The sequence below is a fragment of the Rhizobium sp. FG96 genome (assembly GCF_057808655.1).
Window position 1 is genome coordinate 367,474 of the sequence record NZ_JBMDIL010000001.1, and the last position, 15,024, is coordinate 382,497.

Annotated in this window: 18 protein-coding genes; 9 read left to right on the top strand and 9 right to left on the bottom strand. The window is 62.7% G+C overall.

Annotated features, from left to right (window positions below; all coding sequences use genetic code 11):
• Positions 1–5: 5 nt before the first annotated feature.
• From ACODR6_RS01935 to ACODR6_RS01945, 3 genes are all read right to left on the bottom strand, one after another.
• The gene (locus ACODR6_RS01935) at positions 6–524 is read right to left on the bottom strand and encodes a copper uptake system-associated protein (RefSeq protein WP_489020350.1); all 519 of its coding nucleotides are present in this window, start codon (positions 522–524) and stop codon (positions 6–8) included.
• 11 nt (positions 525–535) lie between these two features.
• Entirely contained in the window at positions 536–1,909 is a 1,374-nt protein-coding gene (locus ACODR6_RS01940) for a PepSY-associated TM helix domain-containing protein (protein WP_489020352.1), read from the bottom strand.
• 83 nt (positions 1,910–1,992) lie between these two features.
• Positions 1,993–2,400, bottom strand: a complete 408-nt coding sequence (locus ACODR6_RS01945) for a hypothetical protein (RefSeq protein WP_489020354.1) — start codon at positions 2,398–2,400, stop codon at positions 1,993–1,995.
• A 292-nt stretch (positions 2,401–2,692) separates the two neighbouring features.
• On the opposite strand from ACODR6_RS01945, the gene ACODR6_RS01950 reads away from it, so the two are divergent.
• Entirely contained in the window at positions 2,693–5,032 is a 2,340-nt protein-coding gene (locus ACODR6_RS01950; protein ID WP_489020356.1) for a glucose/quinate/shikimate family membrane-bound PQQ-dependent dehydrogenase, read from the top strand.
• Between the two features lie 440 nt (positions 5,033–5,472).
• The gene (locus ACODR6_RS01955; RefSeq protein WP_489020358.1) at positions 5,473–5,976 is read left to right on the top strand and encodes a hypothetical protein; all 504 of its coding nucleotides are present in this window, start codon (positions 5,473–5,475) and stop codon (positions 5,974–5,976) included.
• Positions 5,977–6,079: 103 nt separating this feature from the next.
• Here ACODR6_RS01955 and bla read toward each other — a convergent pair whose 3' ends face one another.
• The 3 genes from bla to dmeR form a co-directional block, all read right to left on the bottom strand.
• Positions 6,080–6,967 carry a class A beta-lactamase gene (gene bla / locus ACODR6_RS01960; protein ID WP_489020360.1) on the bottom strand — a complete coding sequence of 296 codons (888 nt, stop codon included), beginning with the start codon at positions 6,965–6,967 and terminating at the stop codon, positions 6,080–6,082.
• Between the two features lie 77 nt (positions 6,968–7,044).
• Positions 7,045–8,022 (bottom strand): CDF family Co(II)/Ni(II) efflux transporter DmeF, encoded by a 978-nt coding sequence (gene dmeF / locus ACODR6_RS01965; RefSeq protein ID WP_489020362.1) that lies wholly within the window; start codon positions 8,020–8,022, stop codon positions 7,045–7,047.
• An 18-nt stretch (positions 8,023–8,040) separates the two neighbouring features.
• A complete protein-coding gene (dmeR, locus tag ACODR6_RS01970; RefSeq protein WP_489020364.1) occupies positions 8,041–8,313 on the bottom strand; it encodes a Ni(II)/Co(II)-sensing transcriptional repressor DmeR in 273 nt (90 codons plus the stop codon).
• 116 nt (positions 8,314–8,429) lie between these two features.
• Here dmeR and ACODR6_RS01975 point away from each other — a divergent pair, with 116 nt between their 5' ends.
• From ACODR6_RS01975 to ACODR6_RS01985, 3 genes are all read left to right on the top strand, one after another.
• On the top strand, positions 8,430–9,074 hold the full coding sequence (locus ACODR6_RS01975) for a MarR family winged helix-turn-helix transcriptional regulator (protein ID WP_489020366.1): 645 nt from the start codon (positions 8,430–8,432) through the stop codon (positions 9,072–9,074).
• Positions 9,075–9,115: 41 nt separating this feature from the next.
• On the top strand, positions 9,116–9,832 hold the full coding sequence (locus ACODR6_RS01980) for a hypothetical protein (RefSeq protein WP_489020368.1): 717 nt from the start codon (positions 9,116–9,118) through the stop codon (positions 9,830–9,832).
• A 150-nt stretch (positions 9,833–9,982) separates the two neighbouring features.
• A complete protein-coding gene (locus ACODR6_RS01985; RefSeq protein WP_489020370.1) occupies positions 9,983–10,531 on the top strand; it encodes a redoxin family protein in 549 nt (182 codons plus the stop codon).
• A 33-nt stretch (positions 10,532–10,564) separates the two neighbouring features.
• Here the strand turns inward: ACODR6_RS01985 and ACODR6_RS01990 are convergent, their stop codons facing one another.
• Positions 10,565–11,422: a glycosyltransferase family 2 protein gene (locus ACODR6_RS01990; protein ID WP_489020372.1), complete on the bottom strand. Its 858-nt coding sequence runs from the start codon at positions 11,420–11,422 to the stop codon at positions 10,565–10,567.
• Positions 11,423–11,660: 238 nt separating this feature from the next.
• Between ACODR6_RS01990 and ACODR6_RS01995 the strand changes: the two genes are divergently transcribed.
• Positions 11,661–12,230: an acyltransferase gene (locus tag ACODR6_RS01995; protein WP_489020374.1), complete on the top strand. Its 570-nt coding sequence runs from the start codon at positions 11,661–11,663 to the stop codon at positions 12,228–12,230.
• Positions 12,231–12,240: 10 nt separating this feature from the next.
• Here the strand turns inward: ACODR6_RS01995 and ACODR6_RS02000 are convergent, their stop codons facing one another.
• A complete protein-coding gene (locus ACODR6_RS02000; protein ID WP_489020376.1) occupies positions 12,241–13,350 on the bottom strand; it encodes a DegT/DnrJ/EryC1/StrS family aminotransferase in 1,110 nt (369 codons plus the stop codon).
• Positions 13,351–13,578: 228 nt separating this feature from the next.
• On the opposite strand from ACODR6_RS02000, the gene ACODR6_RS02005 reads away from it, so the two are divergent.
• Positions 13,579–13,770 carry a hypothetical protein gene (locus ACODR6_RS02005; RefSeq protein ID WP_489020378.1) on the top strand — a complete coding sequence of 64 codons (192 nt, stop codon included), beginning with the start codon at positions 13,579–13,581 and terminating at the stop codon, positions 13,768–13,770.
• A 121-nt stretch (positions 13,771–13,891) separates the two neighbouring features.
• Here the strand turns inward: ACODR6_RS02005 and ACODR6_RS02010 are convergent, their stop codons facing one another.
• Positions 13,892–14,227 carry a hypothetical protein gene (locus ACODR6_RS02010; RefSeq protein WP_489020380.1) on the bottom strand — a complete coding sequence of 112 codons (336 nt, stop codon included), beginning with the start codon at positions 14,225–14,227 and terminating at the stop codon, positions 13,892–13,894.
• A gap of 22 nt (positions 14,228–14,249) precedes the next feature.
• On the opposite strand from ACODR6_RS02010, the gene ACODR6_RS02015 reads away from it, so the two are divergent.
• Positions 14,250–14,498, top strand: a complete 249-nt coding sequence (locus tag ACODR6_RS02015) for a hypothetical protein (RefSeq protein WP_489020382.1) — start codon at positions 14,250–14,252, stop codon at positions 14,496–14,498.
• A gap of 29 nt (positions 14,499–14,527) precedes the next feature.
• Positions 14,528–15,022 (top strand): GNAT family N-acetyltransferase, encoded by a 495-nt coding sequence (locus ACODR6_RS02020; RefSeq protein ID WP_489020384.1) that lies wholly within the window; start codon positions 14,528–14,530, stop codon positions 15,020–15,022.
• The last annotated feature ends 2 nt before the right edge of the window (positions 15,023–15,024 follow it).

Here is a 15,024-nt window from a genome sequence, read left to right on the forward strand (position 1 = left end):
CGACCCTATTTGCCGTGACCTTCGTGACCCGAATGGGCGGCTGAGGTGGTCGCGGCACCGAGCGTCACCGTGCCCTCGAAGCTGGCGAAGGCTTGCAGGGTCTTTGGATCGGCTGTGGCTTCGGCATCCTTGAGAGCAGCGGCCAGCGCGGTCGCATCGGTGGTGGGGACACCGGCTTTGGTGAGCGCGTCCCCTTCCCTGATCGCATCGCCGCTGCAGAGCAGCGGACGCCAGCCGTGTTCCCCGTTCTGCAGCAGGATGCGGCCGCCGCGGCCGTCCTGTTGCCAGCCGGCGATGGCCCAGCCGCCCTGAACCGCGACGGGGCCGATGGCGAGCGGCTTGGCCGGGGTTTCGAACATCGTCTTCAGCACATCCGAAATCAGCTGCTGCGGATCGCCGGAGGGCGGCTGGTCCATTGGCATGTCCATCGTCGTGCCGTCGGGCATCTGCATGGTCTCGGCATGGGCGGTGATCGGCGCGGCCAGCGAGAGGGCGGCGGCGAGGAGGATCGGGACGGTTTTCATCATCGTCTCCCTTACGAGAACGCGCGCCGCAGCGGCGGCACGAAGCGGATGACGAGCTGGTCGAAGGCGATCATGGCAAGGATCGCGAGGCCCGTCAGCGGGAAAGCCAGCGAGAAGGCGAGCGCGATCACCCAGAGGCCGATATAGACCGAGCGCTGCGGCGGCAGCGGCGGCACGCCGACGCGCCCCAGCGGGCGGCGCTTCCACCACATGACGACGGCGGTGACGCAGGAAAGGATGATCGCCAGGCAGGTCGCCAGCATCAGGAACTGGTTGAACCGGCCCCATTCCTGCCCCTGGTGGACATTGATGCCCCATTCGATCGCCTTGCCGAGGAAGGGATAGGCGCCGAAGCTGATATCGACCAGCGGCTTGCCGGAATATTGGTCGATATGCAGCGTGCGCTCGCGGGAGAGATCGTCCGGGAAGATCGCCGCGGTATAGACGCCTGATACGGTTGACGGGATCGCCATGTCGAAGCCCGGGGTGACGCCCGCCGCCTTGGCGATCTCGACGGCCCTGTCGAGGCCGATCGGCTCTTTCGATTGGGCGGCGGCGATATCGGATAGCGGCACCGGCGCCTTCTCGACGGTCCAGCCGACCTTGGGCAGGATATCCTCCGTCACCTTCGCCGATTTGGGCACGTCGTCCCAGAGCTGCGCCGGATAGCCCATACCGTGGCTGCCGAGGAAGGATTGCACGTTGGCGCCCCAATAGCCCGACCAGGGCATGCCGGTGACCGCCAGGAACAGGATGAGAAGACCGGCAAAGGCGCCGGTGACGGCATGCAGGTCGCGCCAGAAGACGCGTCTGTCAGGCGTGCCGCGAACGCTGACGACGCCGCCGGTCTGGCGGCGCGGCCACCAGAGATAGATACCGGTGACGACGAGCACCATGGCAAAGCCGCCGGCGATCTCCACCAGGCGGTTGGCGAAATCGCCGAAATAGGCAAGGCTGTGGATGTGCTTGACGACGGTGTTGAACTCGTCGGCCGAGGCGACCGTGTCCAGCACCTTGCCATCATAGGGATTGACGAAAACCAGCGTCGGGCTGCCCTCGCCTGAGACCATGACGATCGCCGAGCGCTCCGGCGTCGCCGGGTCCCTGTAGGTGGTGACGACGGAGCCGGGGACGGCCGAGGTGGCGATATCGGCGATGGCCTGGGGGCTGAGCGGCTGGCCTGCCGGGGCGACGTCGTAGCGATAGGCGAAGAGGCTGCTGTTGATCTCGTCCTTGAAGAGATAGAGCGAGCCGGTGATCGCCAGATTGAGCATGAAGGGCACGGCGAGCAGGCCGGCGAAGAAGTGCCAGCGCCATATGGCGCGGTAGAGCGAGACGCCCGAAGCGGCGCTCTCCACCGGCTCGGTGGAGGTGATTGAAGACATGAGAGAATTCCAGATCCATGGCAGCGCCCGAGACGCAGCCGAAAGCGAAGCACGCCGCCAGGCCGGATGGCCGGGGCGCGGGTTCAGGCAGTCAGCGGATCTGCGGGTGGGGCGCGCGGCCCTGTATTCGGTGGGAACGGATCGCGGTGGAAGACGGCGGCGCGCAACGGCACCGCTTCTGAAACGGCATAGCCGAGCGGCGCACCCGACACATCGGCCGGAGACGGCAGCATCGCGGTGGCGCCGATGCGGCAGGCTTCGCATCCGTGATTGTGATCGGCGCCATGCTGGGTCTTGCCGCTATCGTCGGTGACGGTAACGCAGAGCGTCGGCAGGGTTCCATCCGGCAGCGCATAGGCGGAATAATCGGCGGGGCCGGAAAGCTCGGCTGCCGAGACCGGCAGCTGATGAGCAAAGCCGACGGAGACGAGCGCGATGGCGCATAGAATGCGCACCGCCCACTGCTCGAATCTGCGACCAAGATATTTCATGTGACCCCTGCCCTGAAGGCGCGGAAGGGTTGATAGCGGCATCGCCTTCAAAGCTCAATGCGGCATTAGCGCCGATCGCCATTTCGGCCCGTATCCAGCGCATGGCTGCCCTGCGCAGGTTGCGGCAATTGTGGCGGTTGAAAGGCAGAAGTCTCGCTCTATGTGCTTGAGAATGCTTGCGGTGGCAGCCTCCAGCCCTTGCCGCGGGCCTTTTCGCAATTCGATCCCGGCACCCGGGAAACCCTGCCCGCGCTCCGCCCCCCGGAGGCGGGTTTCAGCGGGAGATCCTTTCATGGCGATTGCCATAACCTCCATCCTCTTTCTTCTCATCGGACTGGCGCTTGGCGGCGGCGGGCTCTGGCTCGTGCTGCTCGGTGGCAGCATCTTCTACCTGTTCGCCGGGTTGATGTTCATCATCACCGGCGTGCTACTCTTCATGCGCAAGGCGGTGGCGCTCTGGGTCTATGCGGCGCTCGTCGTCGCGGCGCTGATCTGGGCCGTCTGGGAAGTCGGTTTCGACTGGTGGCAGCTCGGGCCGCGCGGCGGCCTGATCATCCTGCTCGGGCTCTGGCTGCTGACGCCCTGGATCCGCCGGCCGCTCGGTTTTGCGAGCCCGACCGGTGCCGTCTACAGCACCAATCCCTGGCCGCTCGGCGTGCCCGTGATCATCGCCATCCTGGTTGCCGGCTACTCGATGACCACGGATCCGCATGATCTTGCGGGCGACCTGCCGAAGGATGTGGTGGCGGCCGCCCCGCCCCTCGGCGGCGACGTGCCGGATGGCGAATGGCATCAATATGGGCGCACGCCTTTCGGCCAGCGCTATTCGCCGCTCGACCAGATCAATGCCACCAACGTCAAGGACCTGAAGGAGGTCTGGCGCTACCAAACCGGCGACGTCAAGCGGCCCGACGATGTCGGCGAGACCACCTATCAGGTGACGCCGCTGAAGGTGAACGACACGCTCTATCTCTGCACGCCGCATAACTGGGCGATCGCACTCGATGCCAAGACCGGCAAGGAGAAATGGAAGTTCGACGCCAATTCCGGCATGAACCCGGACCGTCAGCACCAGACCTGCCGCGGCGTCACCTATTATCACGACACGGCGACGGCAGCCGGCCAGCCCTGCGTCGACCGCGTCTACCTGCCGACCTCGGACGCGCGGCTGATCGCGCTCGATGCCGCGGACGGGAAGGTCTGCGAGAGCTTTGCCGACAAGGGCACGCTGCATCTCGAGACCGGCATGAAATACAATCCGGCCGGTTACTACTATTCGACCTCGCCGCCGGTTGCCGTTGCGGGCAAGTTGATCATCGGCGGGGCCGTCAACGACAATTATTCGACGCAGGAACAGTCCGGCGTCATCCGCGCCTTCGACATCAATACCGGCGCGCTGCTCTGGAACTGGGATTCCGGCAATCCCGATGTGACGACGCCGCTGCCGCAGGGGCAGACCTACACGACCAACTCGCCGAACAGCTGGTCGGTGCTCTCGGTCGATGAGGGCCTCGGCATGGTCTATATCCCGCTCGGCAACCAGGTGCCCGACCAGCTCGGGATGAACCGCAGCGCCAATGTCGAGAAGTTCTCGTCGTCTGTCGCAGCGCTCGACATCAATAGCGGGCAGCTGAAATGGGTGCAGCAGTTCGTCCACCACGATCTCTGGGACATGGACGTTCCGGCCCAGCCGGTGCTCTTCGACATGACCAAGCCCGACGGCTCGGTCGTGCCGGCGCTGGTGGCGCCCACCAAGCAAGGCGATATCTATGTGCTCGACCGGCGCACCGGCGAGGCGATCATTCCCTTCAAGGAAATCCCCGCCCCCGGTGGGGCGATCCCGGAAGACAAGACGGCGCCGACGCAGCCGATCTCGGATCTGACTTTCTCGCCCGATCCGCTGCAGGAAAAGAACATGTGGGGCGTCTCGCTGTTCGATCAGCTCGCCTGCCGCATCGAGTTCCACCGCTACAAATACGAGGGCCGCTACACGCCGCCGTCGCTTCAGGGCACGATCGTCTATCCCGGCAATTTCGGCACCTTCAACTGGGGATCCGTCGCCGTCGATCCGGAGCGGCAGATCATGTTCGGCATGCCAACCTATCTGGCCTTCACCTCAAGGCTCGTTCCGGCCGCCGACATTCCGCCGAAGGGACAGGACGAGAAGGGCAGCGAACAGGGCCTGAACCGCAATGACGGCGCGCCCTATGGCGTGTTCATGGGCCCGTTCCTCGGCCCGCTCGGCATTCCCTGCCAGGCGCCGCCATGGGGCTATGTCGCCGGCGTCGACCTGCGTACCGGCAAGATCGCCTATATGCACAAGAACGGCACCGTGCACGACATGACGCCGCTGCCCCTGCCCTTCAAGGTCGGTGTCCCCGGTATCGGCGGCCCGATGATGACCAAGGGCGGCGTGGCCTTCCTGGGTGCCGCCGTCGACAACTATCTGCGCGCCTATGACGTGACGAGCGGGACAGAGCTCTGGCAGGCCCGTCTGCCGGCCGGCGGGCAAGCGACGCCGATGACCTATACGACATCTGACAACAAGCAGTATGTGGTGATGGTTGCCGGCGGGCATGGGTCGGTAGGGACCAAGCCGGGGGATTATGTGATTGGGTATACGTTGCCTTGATGGTAGTGATGAGAGCAGTTTTGCGGCCAGTCCGCCTCAGTCGGTCGCGCTCCACTGACGCCCTCATCCCTGTACCCTTAGGGCTGCGCCCATGTCACCGGACGAGGGAAACGGAGGCACTCGGAGCCCCCTCATCCGGCCCTGGGGGGCCCCCCCCCCCGCCGCAGCCTCTCGCGCCAACATCCCCTCTCCCCCACGGGGAGAGGGTAGGGTGAGGGGGCTCCGGATTCTGACGTCAGCTCATTGCTCAGGGCATAGTCTGGCGAACACACCGCTGTTGTAGAACAGCACCACCCACTGCTCGCTAGGTCAGCACACCCCTCACCCGCTGTCAGCAAACCTAGCCACCTACCTTTTCAGCACAACCTGAAATACGCAAATCCAGCCTCGCGCAGGTTTGGCGGCCGATGGTCTGCGCAATCTTTGAGGGAGTCCTTTTCATGGAAATCAACGGCAGTGTTCTAAGCCTTTTCAATCCCTACAATCTTTCCGGCGACCAGCGCCCCAAGCAGCAACAGCAGAACACGCCGATGCAGGCCGAGAGCTCTGCGCGTGAAGTCGGCGGCGGGATGGCGCCGAGCTATACGGCGCCTTCGATTTCCAGCGTGATGTGGTCGATGCAGACGGCATCGGATACGACGATCGCGCAAGAGACGGACGCAGATGTCGAGGCCAAGCAGAAGCACGATGCGCTGCTCCAGGAATTCCAGGACTACGCCAACATGACGCCGGCGGAGAAGATCCGCAAAAGCATCCTCGACCAGATGGGCCTCAGTGAAGAGAGCCTCAAGGCGATGGATCCGGACGCCCGGGCGGCGATCGAAAAGCAGATCGCCGATGCGATCAAGAAGCAGCTTACCGGCATCGACGACGACGGCAAGGGCAGCCAGGCGACAGCAGACGTGCCGCAGACAGCATCCGACAATCAGACCACTTCGGGCTGACCGGTCCGGGGCCGATCGGCACAGTCCGACGCCCCTTCATAATCCGATTCAAGTCCATGCGGCGGAGATTCACATCTCCGCCGTATCGCTTTGATGGAATTGATTATTGCAGCATGCCGGCGGCGATCTTGGCGACTTCGGCAAAGACTTGATTGAGCTCGGAGACGGGCGCCGTCGCCTCGGCGATATAGGTGGCGACGAGGATCGGCGAGCCGCTTTCCTCCGGCCAGAGGACGGCGATGTCGGCGGCCGAGCCGTTATTGCCCGTGCCGGTCTTGTCACCGATCTTCCACTCCTCCGGCAGCCCAGCGCGCAGGCGGGCGGCACCCGTGGTATTCGCCACCATCCAGTCGATCAGCTGCGTGCGCGAGGGCTCCGACAGCACCGAGCCGAGGGTGAGATTGCCGAGCGTATCGAGCATCGCATCCGGCGTCGTCGTGTCGCGCGGGTCGTCCTTCTTGCCCTCGTTGAGCGCGGTCTCGATGCGGTCGAGGCGGGTCGAGGTGTCGCCGATCGAGCGCAGCCATTTGGTCAGCTCTTCCGGGCCGCCGAGACTTTCGAGCAGCAGGTTGCCGGCGGTGTTGTCGCTGAGCGTAATCGCCGCCTTGCAGAGCTCGCCGACGGTCATGCCTTCGGCGCCGACATGCTTCTCGGTTTCCGGCGAATAGGTGACGATCTTGTCCTGATCGTAGGTGACGCGGCGTTCGAGATTTTCCTCGCCCTTATCAACCCGGGCGAGCACCATGCCGGAGGCCAGGACCTTGAAGGTGCTGAGCAGCGGGAAGCGCTCGGTCTCGCGATTGGAGAAGCTGACATTGGTGCCGGTATCCATGACCGAGACGCCGAGGCGCCCGCCCGTGCGCTTTTCGAGTGCCGCCAGCTGCTGGTCGACATCATCGTCATCGGCCCGCGCTCCCGGCACCAGCATGACGGCGGGATAGAGAAGCGCAGAGCCAATCATCAGGCTCCGGCGGGTCAGGGCAATGGGCATGAAATCCTCCGGCAGAATCACCGGAGGACAGAATTAAGGAGCGATTGTGGCGCGATGTCGCCGCCTCAAAAAAGATATCAGGCTGCAGCCCTTGCGCGGCTGACCTCCACCGTCACATGCGACAATTCGCCGAGTGCCTCGAGCTTCGCCTTGTAGACTTCGGGCGCCTGCGGATCGGCGCTGACGAGGGCGACGATTGCCGCGTGGTGGCCGGGGCCGACCTGCCAGACATGCAGGTCGGTGATGTGGTCTCCGCCGGTTTCGATCGCCTGGCGGATTTCGCCGGGCAGATTCTCGTTTTCTTCCATCGCATCGAGCAGCACGCGGCCGGAGGATTTCATCAGGCCGTAGGACCATTGGGCGATGATGATGCCGCCGACGATGCCCATCAAGGGATCGAGCCACAACCAGCCATAGACGCTGCCAAGCGCAAGTGCGGCAATGGCGAGCACCGAGGTCAGCGCATCGGCGATGACATGGATATAGGCGGCGCGCATATTGTTGTCGGCGCCGTGGCCGTGATTTCCGGAGCCGTGATGGGCGTGATCCCCGTGGTGGTGGTGACCGTGATCGTGATCGTGGCCACTAGCATGGCCGTGATGATGGCCCTCGCCGCGCAGCAGCCAGGCGCTGACGAGATTGACGGCGAGACCGGCAACGGCAACGCCGATCGCCTGCGAAAAGCTGATCGGCACGGGATGGGTAATTCGCAGGAAGCTTTCCCAGGCCATCAGCAGGGCAATGATGGCGAGGATGATGGCGCTGGCGAAGCCGGCGAGATCGCCGAGCTTGCCGGTGCCGAAGGTGAAGCGCGGATTATGCGCTTGCTTGCGCGCATAGAGATAGGCGCAGGCCGAGATCAGCAGCGCGCTTGCATGGGTAGACATGTGCCAGCCATCGGCGACCAGCGCCATGGAGCCGTAATAGGTCCCTGCCCCGATCTCGACGACCATCATCACCGCCGTCAGCGCGATCACCAGCCAGATGCGGCGTTCGTTGCGGTCGTGATCGGCACCCAGGAAGACGTGATCATGTTCAAGCGTGTTTGCAGTCATTGCGCAGTCCTCAGGTCTCTAGCGGATATAGGTCCGCAGCACTTCCGAAATTTCTTCCACCGCCTCGGCCCGCGCCTTCTCATCGGCGGCGTGCAACACGTGTTCGTGCAGGTGATCGTCCAGCACCTCGCCGGTCAGCCCGTTCAATGCGCCGCGGATCGAGGCGAGCAGTTGCAGGATGTCGCCGCAGGGCCGTTCGGCATCGAGTGCGCGCTCGACGGCCTCGAGCTGGCCCTTGATGCGGCTGATGCGGGCGATCAGCTTCTTTTTCTGGTGCTGGGTGTGGGACATCTATGCTCTCGATTTACTATAGGGGGGTACCCTATCACGGGTATGCGCCTTCACGAAAGAGCCAAGCCGCCGCAGGTCCATCTTGAATTTATATAGGACTCCTATATATAAGCCTCATGGAAACGCCATCTGACCCGACCCCGATCTCACACCGCATCAGCGAAGGCCTGGCGCGTCTGGCAGCCGCGATGCGCAGCGACGACTGGATGCGCGCCGAAGCGACCGGCCTGAAACCGACGCAGCTTGCGATCCTCGATTACCTTGCCGGGCGCGACCGGCCGGTGCGGGTGAAGGAGATCGCCGTCCATCTCGGCGTCTCGCAGCCGACGGCGACCGATTCGATCGCAGCGCTGGAGCGCAAGGGCTATGCGGAAAAGGCGGCCGCAGCCGGCGACAAGCGCGCGGCGGCCGTGGTGGTGAGCGCTGCGGGACGCGCGATCCTGGCCGAGGCGAGTGCGGCCGAGGGATCGGCGGCAGCGGCGGCGCGGGCGCTGCCCGCCGGTGAACAGGAAGATTTGCTGATGTCGATCGTCAAGATGATCCGGCATCTCCAGGAGGCCGAGGCAATACCGGTGCAGCGCATGTGCGCCACTTGCCGCTATTTCCGGCCCTACCAGCACAATGACGCGGCCAGGCCGCATCATTGCGACTTCGTGAATGCGGCCTTCGGCCAACGCGATTTCCGCGTCGATTGCCGCGAACATGAAACTGCCGATCCGGCAACCCGGGCTGCCACCTGGGACGCCTTTCAAAAGGGATAGGCAGGCTCTCCAGGCAAACAGGAACAGGAAAGGAACCGACCATGTTCAGGCCTATACTGACCGGCGCGCTGATCGCCGGAACGCTGGCGCTCGCGCCGAATTTCGCTGCAGCCCATTCCGTCGAAGCCAAGCCGGACGACAAGGTGAAGGCGGCGTTCGACATCATCGAGACGCGGATCACCACGACCAGGGACAGCGCCACCTTCTCGACCCGCGTGCGCGGCGAGGCCGGCAGCGAAAAGCCCGCGGCGACAGGCAAATTCGCGGGATCCGGCGTCTATGCCTATGTCTGGCCGACCTCGCTCAACAGCGGCGATATCGGCTTCGAGAAGGACAAGGGGATCGTCGCGCTCGCCGTTACCTTCCATCCGGATTTCGACGATGCCGCCTATGGCAAGAAGAACCGCTCCGTCTGGCATCCGCATTGGGTGGTGCTGAACAAAGACAAGGCCTGCGCCGGCGGGCTGAAGGTCAGCGATATCCCCGAAGGCAGCAAGCCGAAGCTGCCGGCCACCTGGCCGGGCGTGCCGCTTCTGATCGACAGCCCGGAATATCCGACGGCGCTGAAGGGCGATACCGTCGACGTCACCATACCGCTGTCCTTGATCGGCGGCATCAAGGGCGCATCCTATGACGGCGTGACGGCCGGGCTGAAGATCAACGGCAACCTGCACTCGCCGCTGCTCTGCGTCGACAATGTCTTCAAGGTCGCCTCGGGCAATCTCAGCTTGCCCGGCAAGGTCATGCCCGCCAAGTGAGGAAGGCGCCGGTCCGCCAACTGCCATCGGCGGACCGGCATGTTCCTCTCTCCAGGCAAATGGAAAAGAGAAAGCCGCCCAGACTTACTCCCCCGCATGGGCCGTTTGCAACTGCGCCGAGGTGGGCCGGCTCAAGAAAGGATTTCAGCAATGCCGAACGAAACCGCCATTACCGCGCCGGAACTCGCCGTCAGCCAATGGTTCAACACCAGGACGCCACTGACCCTCGAAGGCTTGCGCGGACGGGTGATCTATCTTCACAGCTTCCAGCTTCTCTGCCCGGGCTGCGTATCCGAAAGCCTGCCGCAGGTGCGCCGCATCGAGCGGCTCTTCGGCAATACCGACCTGCAGGTCATCGGCCTCCACACTGTCTTCGAGCACCATGAGGCGATGACGCCGGTGACGCTGAAGGCCTTCATCCACGAATACCGGCTGACCTCGCCGATCGGCGTCGACCAGGCCGACGGGCAGTCGGATATTCCCGTCACCATGCGCCGCTACGGCCTGCGCGGCACCCCTTCCTCCGTCCTCATCGGCCGCGACGGCACCATCCTCCACCACGCCTTTGGCGTCGAAGACGACATGGCCGTCGGCGCCCGGATCGCCATGGCGCTGGCGGCGCCAGTGAAGGATGCGGGCGAGAGCGCGGGCGGCGGCGATGGCTGCGCGGATGGGCGCTGCGAAGTATCCGAAGCGTAATTGGGCCGCGCTACTGGCGCGCGGCCAAAAGAGCTAGACCTTGCTTGCGAAAATGCCTTCCAGGGGGCCGACCCGGCCCATGCCCAGCAGACGTTCGATCTGCTCATTGTTGAACAACTGGTGACGGTATTCTTCATCAAGCGTGCCTTGGGCAATCGCCTTCGCCAGGCGCCGCCAATGCCATGCGGCGCCGGCAGGCATCTGCGGATTTGCGGCAAGTGTCGCTGCCGCGTTCCGGTATTTCTGCTCGAACCTAACATAGCTCGAGATCGGGAAATGCAGGATCAGGAGATCTTCCGGAACGACCTGCGTTTTCAGATTCGGACTGGCAACGGAATGATGGCCGAGCGCAAGCTGCGCGCCGACGCCTCTGTGCATCATCTTCGGCCCGATCGCTCCAGAATAGATGGGCGTGCCGATCGGGCTGTTGGCATCAACCGGAGCACGCTCGATGTAAACGATCTGTTCGCGGAACCGCGCGGGGTCAAGCTGCCTGCCGTTCACGACCTCATCAACATTCTGCACGGCATTGTAGCGGCGAACGCTCATCATGTCGGCATGACCAGGATCGCGCAGCGATGACAGCGTTCCGCTGTAGGGAATCCAGAACTCATCGGGATCAATGTGCGCGACGTAATCAGGCGCCAGCTCATTGACGGCATAGTCCAGCATCCGCGCCGGCCAATTCGTGCTGCGAAGATCGAGACCCGCGTGAAGCAGGGATACGCGCGACGTCGAGGCCATACGCTCCTCGACAATCTCGATGCTGCCATCCGTCGAGCCGATATCAGTGACGACAATGTGATCGAAGCCGATCGAAAGGTGGTAATCGATGCAGGTGCCGATGCAGTCTGCCTCGTCGATCAGGCCGATAAGCGCAACAAATTTCATGAATGACTTCGCTCTCAAATTAGGGCCGAAACCAAATTTCGGCAGCCATGATGAATTGCAATTCCGCATCCCAGGCAAACCGCAAAAGCCCGGCGCCAAAGGGGTCCAGCCGCCCGGACACTATCCGATTCGAATGTCACACAAAAATGTGAATTCCTGCGGGTAAGCAGCCAGCGCGTGTAGAATCGCGCTAGACATAGCCGCGTGCTTCGCCTTCAGGCGGGATAGGATATTTACGATGGCCGACAGCTTTTTGTCTCAGGATGAGTTGCAGGCGCTCGGGCTGCGGGCGTTTGGCAAGAACTGCAAGGTCAGTCGGTTTTCCCGCATCTATGGCGCCCAGTCGATCAGCCTCGGAGATCACGTCCGGATCGACGACTTCTCCATTCTCAGCGGTGAGATCCGGCTGGAAGACCATATCCATATTGGCAGCCACTGCACGCTGCATGGTGGCCACGGCGAAACCCGGATCACGATGCAGAGTTTCAGCGGATTGTCGGCGCGCGTCTCGATCTACGCCAGAAGCGACGACTATAGCGGTGAATGGATGACGAACCCGATGGTTCCGGCCGAATTCACCAACGTGGTCTCCAAGGCTGTGACGATCGGCCGTCATGCCATCGTCGGGACGGGAGCGGTCGTCCTTCCCGGTGTGACGATCGGCGAAGGCGCTGCCATCGGGGCCATGACGCTCGTGAACAAGAGCCTCGACCCATTCATGATCTATGCGGGCAACCCGGCCCGGCCGCTTAAGCCGCGCAGCCGGACGATGCTGGAGCACGAAAAGGCCTTGCTCAGCAGAGATTAAGAGCGACCGATCACGCCGAGCGCAGAAAATCCGTGACCTTCTCGACGGTGTCCATTTCAAGATCGGGATAGATCGGCAGGCAGAGAACCTGCGAGGCCGCCTCGATAGCAACCGGAAGGTTCACCGCAGCGGCGGAGGGCAGGCTGCGATACATCGGATAGCTCGAGATCAGCGGGTAGAAATAACGCCGGGCATGAATGCCGGTGTCCTTGAGGCGATCATAGACCTCGTCGCGTGACATCGGGAAATCCGGCCGGATCAGGACCGGAAAATACGAGTAGTTAGAGACCGTTTCCGTCGATGGGCCGAGGCAGTTGATACCCTTGATACCGGCAAGCTGCTCGCGATAGGCAGCATCAATCCGGGCGCGAGCCTCAATGGCAGCATCGACATATTTCAGCTGAAGGACGCCAAGTGCGGCGTTGAACTCGCTCATCTTGCCATTGGTGCCGGGCGCAACGACCGCGACCTCGCTGATGTGGCCGAAATTCTTCAGATTGTCGATGCGCGCCTTGGTCTTGGCGTCCGGGGAAATGATCGCACCACCTTCGAACGTGTTGAAAACCTTGGTGGCGTGGAAGCTGACGACCGAGAGGTCGCCGTATTTCAGGACGCTGCCCTGCGCATCCTCGACGCCGAAGGCATGGGCGGCATCGTAGATGACCTTGAGATTATAGTTGTCGGCGATCCGCTGGATCGCCTCGACGTCGCAAGGGTGGCCGTAGCAGTGAACGGGCATGATCGCCGTCGTGTGCTGGGTGATTGCCCCTTCGATCCGCGCCGGATCGATATTCAGCGTCACCGGGTCAATATCGACGAAAACGGGCTGAATGCCGTTCCACAGAAGCGAGTGCGAGGTGGCGACGAAAGAGTATGGCGTGGTGATGACTTCGCCGGTGATGCGCAGCGCCTGCAGCGCAGTCAGCAGCGCCATGGTGCCATTGGCAAAGAGACTGACATGGGCAACGCCCAGATGCTCGGCGAGCCGCTGCTCGAGTTCCTGATGGAACGGGCCGCCATTCGTCAGGATCTTGCTGTCCCAGATCTTCTCCAGCGAAGGGATAAACTCTTCCAGCGGCGGCAGACTTGGCCGGGTTACAAAAATCTTTTCGTTCTTCATGAAAGTCACCCGGTGAAAGAATCCGTCGCGGAGGCAATGAGCGGACTGTTGCACTCATAGCTTTTGTCAAACTTGCCTCGGCCACTCCGGGGATTTTTGGCACCTCGTTATCTTCGCCCGACATGTCAAATGCAAAAGCCAGGCCGGCACCGGCAGTGTACCATCCCTGTCGGCGCGTTTTCATGGGGATGCAACGGCTGACACCGAGCGGCGATGCGAGGTTTCCCGATGGAGAATTCCGGGGATGAACAGCAGGAAGTAAAGGCCGAAGCGGTGGCATCCGCCGCTCCGGCACAAATGGAACCCACGTTGCGGCGCCTGCCGCAATCCGTCCGCCGGGCGCTCGGCTGGTGCGCAATCACCCTCGCCGTCGCCCTGATTTTCAGCCTTTCCTCGCTCGCCGCCTGGTGGCCGCGATGAGCGGCCGGATCGAACGCGGCACACTCGCCCTCATCTGCATCGCAGCGATCGCCGGGCTGATCTATGTGTTTTGTTAGGACGAATAGTATGTCGAAACGCGGCTCAAAGCTGCTTGGCGCGCTCAGCGGTGTTGAGAGAATAGAAGCCTTTGCGCCTGGTTGATCGAAGCATCGTCCCAATCAACCTCGCGCTTTGATGCCGGCATTATTCGCTGGGTGGTCTCATTGTCGAAGAACAGCGTCCCATGGATTCCCATTGCCTCTCGCTTGAGGATAGGCCGCTCCCAAATCGGTGCCAGCAGCCGGCCGGCTTCATCATCACCGATCCGTGCGATCAGATCTTCGATCAGCTCCATGTCTTGGCCGTTCGGAAAGATGATGGCGTATTCCTGCTCATTGGCTTGGAACACACTGAAAGTGGCATTTCGAGCATCGTCAACGATCAGGATATTCTTCATAGCAATATCGTGACAGTAAGCGATGGAAGCGGCAACGGCTCATCGAAAAGGAAAATTCACCTGTCCGGTAGCCAAAGCAATGAAGGCCGTACCGACCTGCACCGAAAGTGGCATTGACAAAATCCGCGATCTGGAGAATCTATCATCCCATGATCAAGAACGCGCACATCACCAGCACGTATTTTTGGCTGTACCTGTAAGGGGCGGCTCGACAGATCATATTGTCAACAAGCCGCCGTCAGGCGGCTTTGTTGTATCGGCAGCGTCCTGACGGCAGAAATAGAAAAGGACGCGAAGGTCATGATTGAAATCGAAGACAGCGAAATCTCATTGATACGGCCGCCCGTGGTGACGATCCGCACGGCAAAGCCGCGCGATCTGCCCGAACTCAACGAGATGATTGCCCTGCTTGCCGTGCATCACGGCGATGCGGCCGCCTCGACGCCGGAGCAGCTGGAGCGCGATCTGTTCGGCCCGGTTCCATGGATCACCGCGCTGGTTGCCGAAACCGACGAGGGCTTGATCGGATACGCCATCCTCTGCCCGCTCTACCGCGCCCAGGAAGGCAAGCGCGGCATGGACCTGCACCATCTTTTCGTGCGCGACGGCCATCGCGGCCATGGCATCGGCCAGCATCTCGTCAACCGCGCCCGCGAGACGGCGAAGACCGCCGGCTGCGACTACCTTTCCGTCAGCGCCGCGACCGGCAATATCCAGGCGCACCGCTTCTACCAGTACATGGATTTCACGGCGCGCCCGGTCACCGGCATGCGCTACATGCAGGCGCTCGCCTGAGC